This window comes from Halomonas sp. LMYGS-3, assembly GCF_059509875.1.
The window spans coordinates 1-9,078 of sequence record NZ_JCAKFQ010000055.1 but is presented as its reverse complement, the minus strand read 5'-3'; the positions used below and the strand labels follow the sequence as shown (position 1 = coordinate 9,078).

The following is a 9,078-nucleotide window of genomic DNA, read 5'->3' as shown; positions in this document are numbered from 1 at the left end:
CGGATAAGCCGGCTGCCAGGAAAAATAGGCCACTTGAGGTGGTCAAAAATCAACCGCTGACGCGCGAAATTTGCCGCGCTGAGCGCTAGAGGCGCTCGGCATCGAATTGATCAGCGGTTCCCTAGATCAAATGACGGGAAAGATCCCGAGCCAAGCAATAGCAAAGCTCAAGATAAGGGATAAGCTACATCGACAAGTCGTTGAATTCCCAGATGGAAGTTACAGATTAACACTAGACTGTCGCGTTGGCGTTGATCTTCAAGAAAACTCAGAGGAGATATTTTTACCGTTCATTGTTAATCGAGTGCTGTAGTCGAATAACAAATGGAACTAATCGTTCGCTGCTCTCACTGGGACGGGATGAAGCCCGCCCCTTAACCAAAAGTTAACTGTCTCTATCTATGAAAGTCGTAACTTGGAACTGCAATGGAGCACTGAGACGAAAGCTTGCAGGAGCAGATCATTTGCAAGCTGACATATTGGTGGTCCAAGAGTGCGAAGACCCTGCGCTATCGACCCCTGACTACAGGAAGTGGGCCGGCTCTTACTTGTGGGTGGGTGAGTCAAAGAATCGGGGTATCGGTATTTTTCCCCGAAACGGTCACCGAGTTGAAAAGTTAGATTGGAACGGCAGCTTTTCTGTGCCTGGGCTGGTTAGCAATAGTGAAACACTGAGCTGGAACACGGAAGACCTCAGGCTTTTTCTTCCTTTCACGGTTAACGGAGATTTCACTATACTGGCCGTATGGACGAAAGGGCGCAACGAAGAAGTATTTGGTTACATAGGACAATTCTGGAAGTATCTTCAGGTCCATCGCGAAGACCTGAGCGGGGCAAAGACAATCATTCTCGGCGATTTTAACAGCAATGTGCGTTGGGATAAACCTGACCGTTGGTGGAATCACTCGGACGTAGTTGTCGAGCTCAGTGAGTTGGGTTTCAAGAGCCAATATCACCAAGTATTCGAGGAAAAGCAGGGAAATGAGACTAGGCCAACATTTTTCTTGCAGCGGAACCGCCAGAAGGGCTATCACATTGATTACGTTTTCACTTCGGCCGATATCACGGAAGAATGTGCTTTGCAGGTCGGACGGTACGACGACTGGATTTCAATAAGTGACCACGTGCCATTGACGTTGAGCATCAACAGTTAACAATCGGCTGCACAACGACCGATTTTCCACGCCTTCGCGTCTCCAAACCTGCGTGTGAGCCGGGCGATCAGCTTTGACCGATTGTCCGCTCTTGGCCGAGAGCTGCTGTATGCAATATGGTCGTTTTCTTTACGGAATGCTTCAAACTGGCAGTCATGCCAAGGTAGATGGCAAGCTACACCTCGGCGACCAGCTGAGGGCTGCGGAATGCCTATGCATGGTAGAACATTAGGGGCGAAAGCGATAAGATAATAGTCAAGCTGTCGATTTCATAAGGTTTATTATCTTTACCGATGCCATTGAGGGTCACGTTGTGCGACAAGGAATTAGTAAGCTAGCAGCCTTTTGGAAGTTGACTGGAGCGCTTCTGATGCCCGTTGGTGGCCCGTTGTTATCGGGTGAGGGAGCTGGCGGCTCAGGGGCTCAGCGCGAAATTGCCTAGGCTGTAGGAGTTAGCCAACAAACAATCAGCAACTGGATTAAGCCATAGGTGGATGATGTTTAATTATTTTCGCAGGCGGGCCCTCATCGCTGGAGTGGCCGCTGAGATCAAAGCCCAGTGCAAGAGTCAGGAGCTTGTGCGCCAGGTGTGTTTTACCCCTTTTGGTGGGCACACAATCCTAGAGCTGGGGGAGCAGCGCTTCACAGAGAAAGGGAAGCTGCGGTACTTCATGATCGCCACTTTTCTGCTAGCAGAGACAATCCGCACCTATGACATACCGCTCAGCGTCAAGGCTGCTTGCTTGGAGCTTTTGCATGCTCGCAGGGAAAAAATCGAGCATCACATGGCTGGAGGGTATGGCCAAGTCACACTGAAGCAAGAGGAAGTCGATGATCTTGATGAGATAACGGACATTGGCATCCAACTACTCAGCGTAGAACAAAGAGAGTTCCTGGCGAAGAGCATCGAGAAAGAGACTGGGATGGATCTCTCCTGGATGGACCACTCCAGGCGGTGAGTAAAAGCCATATTAGATAATGGCCCGTCGGGGAGTGGTAACATGTTCGTGTCTACTTACTAGGTGGCGTAGCCACATGACCGGCACGTAGGGCCGGGAAGGAGGTTGGGGTGCTAGTGATCATGTGGCGCTGAAGGATCCACCCTCCTTCATATGAGGCTATGTGGAAGTGAGTGGATGGTGAGCAGCTAGATGAGAGGGATCGAGAGTGAGTGAGTTAGATATCTACCTGCTGGTGGCCCTTTCCTGCACGATCTGTGGCTTCTTCATCGGTATGGGGCAGATGATGGTCATTGCCGGTCATGAGATCTATGGCCCGGACTCGCCGCCTACGCCGGGAGCCCAGATGGTCTTCTCACTGGCGGGTCTTGTCGGGATTGGGTACTTCATTGCTTGGCTATGGATCTCTTATCAGCCCATGTTCAAGCTAATACCTATATTTTTACTCGCTGCCTTCGCGGCGATCTTTGGAGGTGGGCTGACCAAAGCAAAGATCACCCCTATGGTGCCGGTAGTGGGTTTGGTAGTGATGCCAGCGATGTTCCATGCCGCAAGCTATTTTGGGATCACCTGAAGCTGACTTGCCGGCCAAGGCAGCATGCGTGTTCATCGGAGTTTTATGCAGCCCGCACGATGATTGGTTATACTGCCTATCTATACTTAATGTTGCCTTTTTTCAGAAGATTAGGGGCGGGCAGTATAACATTATTGAACGTGCATGCGCGTTCAAGTGGGTGTGTTAGCGGCGGTCTAATACCTGTTGAAATTGGAACGTAGATGGATAATCCATTCAAAAATATAAAGCTCGAACACTGGCCTGACTTTGTCTTAGCTATATCAGGAATATCCTTCGTCATGGTATTGTGGGCCCTAATAGCAGGAGCAGGTATGCCTGGTGGCGCTTTAGGTTGGACGTTAGCATTTGGATCAATTGTCAGTTTTGGCTTGGCTGGCAAAGTGGCTCATTATCGCTACCACAACAAGGAAATACACAAATGGGTAGACGGTTGGCGGAACAACACTCTAAGCAACATTTTTCTGTTTCTCTGTTTCGTGATGCTGTCTTTTGCTGTGTATCTTTTCTACAAAAATTCATAACAATGCCATGCACGCGACAAGCGCGTGATGGCGGCGTTACATGAGCACATTCTGAACTACGGCTTCTGGCCGAATGAGGAATGTTAGTCTATGCTGATGAAATGATTTTGGCAGCTGGCGACCCAAAGCGGCCATATTGGCAAAGGCTGCAAGTACGTTCATCGGTTAACAGTTAGCAAGGAGATAGACTTGTGCCTGATAGGCTTCAATTAACAAAAAATGCACAGTTTTTTCGGGCAGAAGGGCCAGTGAGCGACGCGTATATCCAGAAAATCCTTGATGCAGCAGCAGATAACATCACTCTTGATGGAGAGTTTATCGTTGATTCTTTTCGGCAGGAGAGTTTTTTAGCAGAGCAGGAGTTCGGATTTGTCTACTCAGTAAAAGTATTTCCTTCCAGTCGGCCAGTCTACTTCTTAGATGATGACTTTGAAGACTTGGTTCACGCATTTATAATAATAATAGAGATTGATGATTATTTGGCAATCTTGAAGAAAAGCTGTGCCAATATATCTGATGCTCTAGAGGAAAACTTTTCTCTAATTGGGAGTAAAGAGTTTTCATCTACATTTGCTGATGAGGATGTAGAATTTCAAAAGATGGCGCTTCGAAATATGACAATATCTGACAGGGCCATGAGAACGCGGTCCTATGAGGCAGCTAACCTAAAAGGCTTGCTCTCTACGCACTCTGCCGGAAGATCGATACCGTTTTACTTTAAATTGCGCCAGGGAGCGACGACAAAGTCGATATCCGGAACTGGGCGTGTTGTTGAATCATCTAGTAGAGAATCACTTGATGATATTGGGCTGTGGGTTAGAGATCAGATAAAGCTCATTGAGTCACCATCATCGAATAATTTCCTTGATGCTTTTGCCAGCAAAATTGAACTGGCTGATGTCTTAAATGTGACTAGGCCAAATGCTGTTTTGGTAGAAAGCTCTTCGTTATTTGAAAGAATTGAAAGAGACGATTTGACACTGATATACAAAACAAGGAGGGGAGGAAAGCTATCCGTTTCGTCACGTATTTCCGGGAAGTTGGAGGGTGCTCTAGAGAAGGTATATGAGCTAGACTCTGAACTCAATATATTGGGAGTTGATGACAATTCTCGAGTTAGAGAAAACAAGAAGACGCTTACCCTGCACTCTAAAACTCTGTCGAGGTTTCGGGTGATTGAAAATGGAAAAGAGATTACGCTACAAAAATACATAATAAAGAATGGGCTGTATAGCATTACTTTCGATGATCCGAAGTCGGTGTCTGTCAACATAGATGACACATGAAATGGTGTCGGCTCTTTAAAATCCTGCTGCCTGGCATACTGGCTCCCGCTCGGGATTCAGGTGTACGACCTCTGGCAAGCTGAGGTTTCGGATGTCGCCCGACCAGCGCTCAGGATGGCGCTGTTTTGCGGCCTCAAATACCTCTCGCCGCTGAGCCAGAATTCCGCCAGCCTCGCCGCTGTGTCGCTGCCCGGGTGTGATGTAGCGGAGAGCGCTGTGGCGGTGCTCATGGTTATACCACTCGGTAAACTGCTGGACCCACGCCTGGGCTTCGGCGAGCGTGGCGAAGCCGTCGATGGGAAATCCTGGCCGGTACTTCAGCGTCTTGAAGGCCGACTCGGCGAAGGCATTGTCGTTGCTGACCCTCGGTCGGCTGTAGGACGGGGTGATCCCCAGGTCATACAGCTTTTCCAGGAAGGTCGCGGCCTTCATCGGGCTGCCGTTATCTGAATGCAAAATCAAGGGTTTATGGCGGTCCGTCAGGTGCTCCCGCCAGCAGACTTTCTGGATCAGCTCGGCGGCCAGTTCGCCGTTTTCAGTTGCGTAGACCTCATGCCCGACGATCTTTCGGCTGAAGACGTCCATGATCAGGTAGAGATACCACCAGGTACCGCGCGCCGGGCCTGGAAGCCACGAAATGTCCCAGCACCACAAGAGATTAGGCGCACTTGCCTGATGGGTAGTCGGCGGCCGCTTGCGCTGAGGAGACTGCTGTCGGCCCCGATGGTGTTGCTGCCCATGCTCGTGCAGCACTCGGTACATCGTCGACTCAGAAGCCAGGTAGCGGCCCTTGTCTGCCTGATCCGCCACGATGAAGGCCGGTGGTCGGCTGCGATACTCGGGCGAATTGCAGAGCGCCACGATCGCCTCCCGTTCCACTGTCGAGAGCTTATTGACCGGCTCAGGCCGATCCGCCTCAGGGCGCAGATCAGCTGCCACGCTGCCCTCTGCGGTCCAGCGATGGTAGGTTCGCGTACTGATGCCCATCACCTGACAGGCCTTGGCCAGCCGAGCACCGTCACGCTGGGCGTCTTGCACCAGTGTCACGATGCGCTGGCGATCCGGGAGGCTGGTCAGTCGTCCTCGTCGTGGGTCGTGCCCCAGATCGCCTCGGCTTTTTTTGACAGGGCCAGCAGTGCCGCCGTCTCGGCGAGCGCCTTGTCCTTGCGGCGCAGCTCACGCTCCAGCTTGCGGAGCCGCTTCTGCTCCTCCTTGCGGGCCTGGCGCTGCTGCTTGGACTGCTCTGCCGCATCCGCGTTGGCGTTCATGCAGGCATCCCGCCAGGCCTCCACCTGCTCGGGGTAGAGCCCACGCTCACGGCAGTAGGCAGCGAACTCCGCCTCGTTCATCGGGGCGGTTTCCAGGACGATGCGGAACTTCTCCTGGCTGGTCCACTGATCGGGCTTGGTGGATCGTGATGGCAAAACCTGTCCTCGTGCTCTGGCCTGTTTTCGCCAATTGTAGAGGGTTGCTGCTGAGATGCCTTCCTGTTCGGCGAGTTCCGGGATGGTCAGGCTCATGGGCGGCGCCATCTTCTTGAGGATGGCTTCCTTACGCTCCGGAGAGTAACGCACGTTGATCACCTCTAAGCTGGGTTAGGTGACAACTACGTTGACAGATAGGGAAGTACATGTATTTCATGGGATCATGCTTTGAGGACTCATCGGGTATATCAGAAATTGACAACATTCTGGAAATCCTGCAACCAGTAGGGGGGATGTCGAAGGTAAGTTCCGAGAAGGGAGAGTTTTCCAAGGGTGTGTCTAAGTTTTCTAACGGCTCAATGTTTAGCATGGTTGAATCGGTTCATAAAAATGATGATTATGTGTTCTGTGATGATTTGGGAGATGAGTGGGCGGACCATATAACCTTTAATAAGAAAGAGTCTAATATATGTTTCATTCACTCTAAGCATGGTGACCCAAGCACATCTGCAAGCAACTTGCATGAAGTCGTCGGTCAGGGAATAAAAAACCTTGGCAACATGTATTTTAGGCCGGCCTCAATGATTTCGAAGTTGAATAACGCATCGGTCGGAAACTATAAAACAAGCTCTGGACTAGAAACTGAGATATCTAGAATAAGAAAAGGGGATCTCGATAAGTTTGAGGTCTACCTGGATAATTTGCTGAAGGATTATAAGCTCAACAGAAGGTGTATCCTCAGTTGTTCATTTATTTCTAAATCTCAAGTGATGAAAGAGTTTGAAAAAATAAAGGAAAAGAAGCCTGTTAGAGGGCATGTTACACAACTGTTCTGGATTATCTCTTCATTTGCTCACGCAGCAAAAGATATGAACACGATACCCTTGATATACTGCAATAAGTAGCCTGGCAAAAAAAAAGCAATGCACGTGACCAGCGCGTGATCGCAGGTGTTGAACGGATTGAAAAACATGTCAGCAGTATTTGCAACTACACTCTCGTTGGCCAGTGCTGTAGTCGTAGCACTTGTTGCGCACTGGCTCGCCGATCGGCGGACACGCGGGAATGAACTGGCCACCATGCGGCTAAAGGCGTATGGGGACTTTCTACAAGCCGCCTCTCGTTTGGTCGCGGCTCGCCGCCTAGGCAAGAAGAGTGATGAGTTGGAAGAGCTTGCCGTCTTGAACGACGCCAAGGCCCGCATCTGTGTATGTGCCGAAGCTGCTGTAGTTGAGGCTCTTGCTGACTTCTGGCTCGCAGGAGGGACGCTAGAGCGGGAGAAAGAGATACTCGCTTTCAAGCGGCTGTGCGTTACGATGAGAGAGAGCTTGGGCAACCACCGGAATGACATCGCTATGCTCCGGTTGTCTGATACATTGTTTCGCTTGGAGCCATCGGCGTTTTCATTCCGCGCGGAGCTGTTGGAAAAATCCGCGAGCGGCCAACAAGGCTCTACAGCCGACGCGCCTAAGACGCGTGGCTGAGCTTACGCGTTATATAAAAGATCACTGAAATTCCGCTTTTGGCCGGATGCTGAACTTTAGGCTACACTAAAATGTCTGAATACCTCACTTATTTATTGGGCTCAGGGGTTTGGCGGCTTTTAGTAGAGAGTTTTCCATAACAATAGGTCATGACATCATGATCCGCGAGGGGGTTGGTGTTGTACTTGGTTATTGAGGGCTCTCCGATTAATAAACTTTCGCTAATGCTATTGGATTGAGAAGCCTAATAATGGTTAAGCCAAGACATGTTTGTAAACACTAAAGTCGCCTAGTTACGAGATTTGTCAAGCCTAAGAAAACGAAATAAGGTGATGAAATGAATGGAATTATAATAATATCAGGGGCGGTCTTTTTTGGACTTGTTTTGTCTATGTTGATTATTTATTGGCTCCATCCTTTGAATTCTGGAGCAATAGGCTTGGTAGTTGTGATGTGTGTGGGGATCTGTACAGTAATTGGCAGGTGGCGACTGCGCAAGAGGAAGCGCTAGAAATGTTATCTAAAACAATCTATTCCAACGCAAGAGTTATCATTTCATTGTTTATTATAATGGCATCTGGTTGCGCAAGTTATTCTGTAATTGACCCTGTAGATGATATATATATTTCAACAAGAGATATTCTGTATGAATATGAGGAGCCAGATCCAAGCTTGCCCGCAAAAGGTTTTTTGTTACTTCCGGATCCGGCTAGAACTCCTTCAGAACAACGTAGGCATATGGCCGCATGCCAGGCTTTCTTGAAGCTTCACGATACGCTTAGCTTAGAGCTAAACAATTCTACGCGAGGAAGCCGAATTTATCTTGGCATGCCAACTTACTGGCTAATTAAAGGCAGGGCGAGCAGTTATGATGGACAGTGCGATCTTCTTGTAGAAAATTACGATTATGAGCGTGCGCAGCGCATAATGGCTAAAGCTAACAAACATCACATCCGAGGGCCGGCACTTCTTGCATGGAGCCAAAGTGCTGACCATGGAAAGAATGATCCACATTCTTTGTTCTTTGATTTGTCACGCTTTTCAGAGGCCGACATGGTGAGAGCCATTGTGGTTTGGCGGGGGTTGATTTCTAGAAACCCTGACTCATGGGAAGATGGATTGCGAATTACTGTGTTTAGGGAAGAGTTTCGCAATTTGCTGCAGTCGTATGGAGATATAATCCTAGAATCCTTAAAGCTCGTATCATTGAATTCCCCATCAGCGCCACGTGATTAATAGGTAAGTCATAGGCACTAACGATGCATCATTGGATGTTCAGTGTCAGGCATAACCTTACCATTTTCCTCGTTTCTCAGCTTCATAATCGCCGCAGAGTATTGGGTTACATGAGTACATGCTGAACGTCCGCTTTTGGCCGGTTCTGTCTGTCAGTAATCTCTTTATTAGCTTGTTCTTCCCTGTTGACGGTTCCTCAAAGAATCTTTCCCTCAAATAGATGGCTCATCTATTGAATGCCGCTACAACGGCTCCTGCAAGGTGTTTCGGCCAGGATGATGCGATGGCTTTTAGCCATTCTGCCCTCTTCACTCGCGCAGAAAATCTGCGCTCCCAGTGCGCCCGTGAAGGCGTGCACACAGTGCGGTGAGAGTCCGCACCGGGGTAAGCCATGACCCCGTAGCCGAAGGTAACTGCGTCGCCGCGAGGCGGGGTGG

General features: G+C 49.5%; 9 protein-coding genes. 8 read left to right on the top strand and 1 reads right to left on the bottom strand.

Going from position 1 to position 9,078, the window contains the following annotated elements:
- Positions 1-401: 401 nt before the first annotated feature.
- The 5 genes from AC5W54_RS22260 to AC5W54_RS22240 all read left to right on the top strand — a co-directional run bounded on the left by AC5W54_RS22260 (position 402) and on the right by AC5W54_RS22240 (position 4,497).
- Positions 402-1,154, top strand: coding sequence for an endonuclease/exonuclease/phosphatase family protein (locus AC5W54_RS22260; protein ID WP_495964286.1), 753 nt, complete (start codon positions 402-404; stop codon positions 1,152-1,154).
- Positions 1,155-1,648: 494 nt separating this feature from the next.
- The gene (locus tag AC5W54_RS22255) at positions 1,649-2,113 is read left to right on the top strand and encodes a hypothetical protein (protein WP_495964285.1); all 465 of its coding nucleotides are present in this window, start codon (positions 1,649-1,651) and stop codon (positions 2,111-2,113) included.
- A 208-nt stretch (positions 2,114-2,321) separates the two neighbouring features.
- A complete protein-coding gene (locus AC5W54_RS22250) occupies positions 2,322-2,687 on the top strand; it encodes a hypothetical protein (RefSeq protein WP_495964284.1) in 366 nt (121 codons plus the stop codon).
- 203 nt (positions 2,688-2,890) lie between these two features.
- Positions 2,891-3,211: a hypothetical protein gene (locus AC5W54_RS22245; RefSeq protein ID WP_495964283.1), complete on the top strand. Its 321-nt coding sequence runs from the start codon at positions 2,891-2,893 to the stop codon at positions 3,209-3,211.
- A gap of 191 nt (positions 3,212-3,402) precedes the next feature.
- Positions 3,403-4,497, top strand: coding sequence for a hypothetical protein (locus AC5W54_RS22240; protein ID WP_495964282.1), 1,095 nt, complete (start codon positions 3,403-3,405; stop codon positions 4,495-4,497).
- 15 nt (positions 4,498-4,512) lie between these two features.
- On the opposite strand, the gene AC5W54_RS22235 is transcribed toward AC5W54_RS22240, so the two are convergent.
- A protein-coding gene (locus tag AC5W54_RS22235) for an IS3 family transposase (RefSeq protein ID WP_495964287.1) occupies positions 4,513-6,029 on the bottom strand; the annotation gives its coding sequence in 2 pieces (ribosomal slippage) (positions 4,513-5,586 and positions 5,589-6,029; 1,515 coding nt in all).
- A gap of 98 nt (positions 6,030-6,127) precedes the next feature.
- Between AC5W54_RS22235 and AC5W54_RS22230 the strand changes: the two genes are divergently transcribed.
- The 3 genes from AC5W54_RS22230 to AC5W54_RS22220 all read left to right on the top strand — a co-directional run bounded on the left by AC5W54_RS22230 (position 6,128) and on the right by AC5W54_RS22220 (position 8,641).
- Entirely contained in the window at positions 6,128-6,826 is a 699-nt protein-coding gene (locus AC5W54_RS22230) for a hypothetical protein (RefSeq protein ID WP_495964281.1), read from the top strand.
- A 45-nt stretch (positions 6,827-6,871) separates the two neighbouring features.
- On the top strand, positions 6,872-7,405 hold the full coding sequence (locus AC5W54_RS22225; RefSeq protein ID WP_495964280.1) for a hypothetical protein: 534 nt from the start codon (positions 6,872-6,874) through the stop codon (positions 7,403-7,405).
- Positions 7,406-7,918: 513 nt separating this feature from the next.
- Positions 7,919-8,641 (top strand): hypothetical protein, encoded by a 723-nt coding sequence (locus AC5W54_RS22220; protein ID WP_495964279.1) that lies wholly within the window; start codon positions 7,919-7,921, stop codon positions 8,639-8,641.
- Positions 8,642-9,078 lie beyond the last annotated feature (437 nt).

Excerpts from the sequence above, each read along its gene's own strand:
- AC5W54_RS22260 (WP_495964286.1), top strand. The coding sequence starts at position 402 with ATGAAAGTCGTAACTTGGAACTGCAATGGAGCACTGAGACGAAAGCTT.
- AC5W54_RS22255 (WP_495964285.1), top strand. The coding sequence starts at position 1,649 with ATGATGTTTAATTATTTTCGCAGGCGGGCCCTCATCGCTGGAGTGGCC.
- AC5W54_RS22245 (WP_495964283.1), top strand. The coding sequence starts at position 2,891 with ATGGATAATCCATTCAAAAATATAAAGCTCGAACACTGGCCTGACTTT.
- AC5W54_RS22230 (WP_495964281.1), top strand. The coding sequence starts at position 6,128 with ATGTATTTCATGGGATCATGCTTTGAGGACTCATCGGGTATATCAGAA.
- AC5W54_RS22220 (WP_495964279.1), top strand. The coding sequence starts at position 7,919 with ATGTTATCTAAAACAATCTATTCCAACGCAAGAGTTATCATTTCATTG.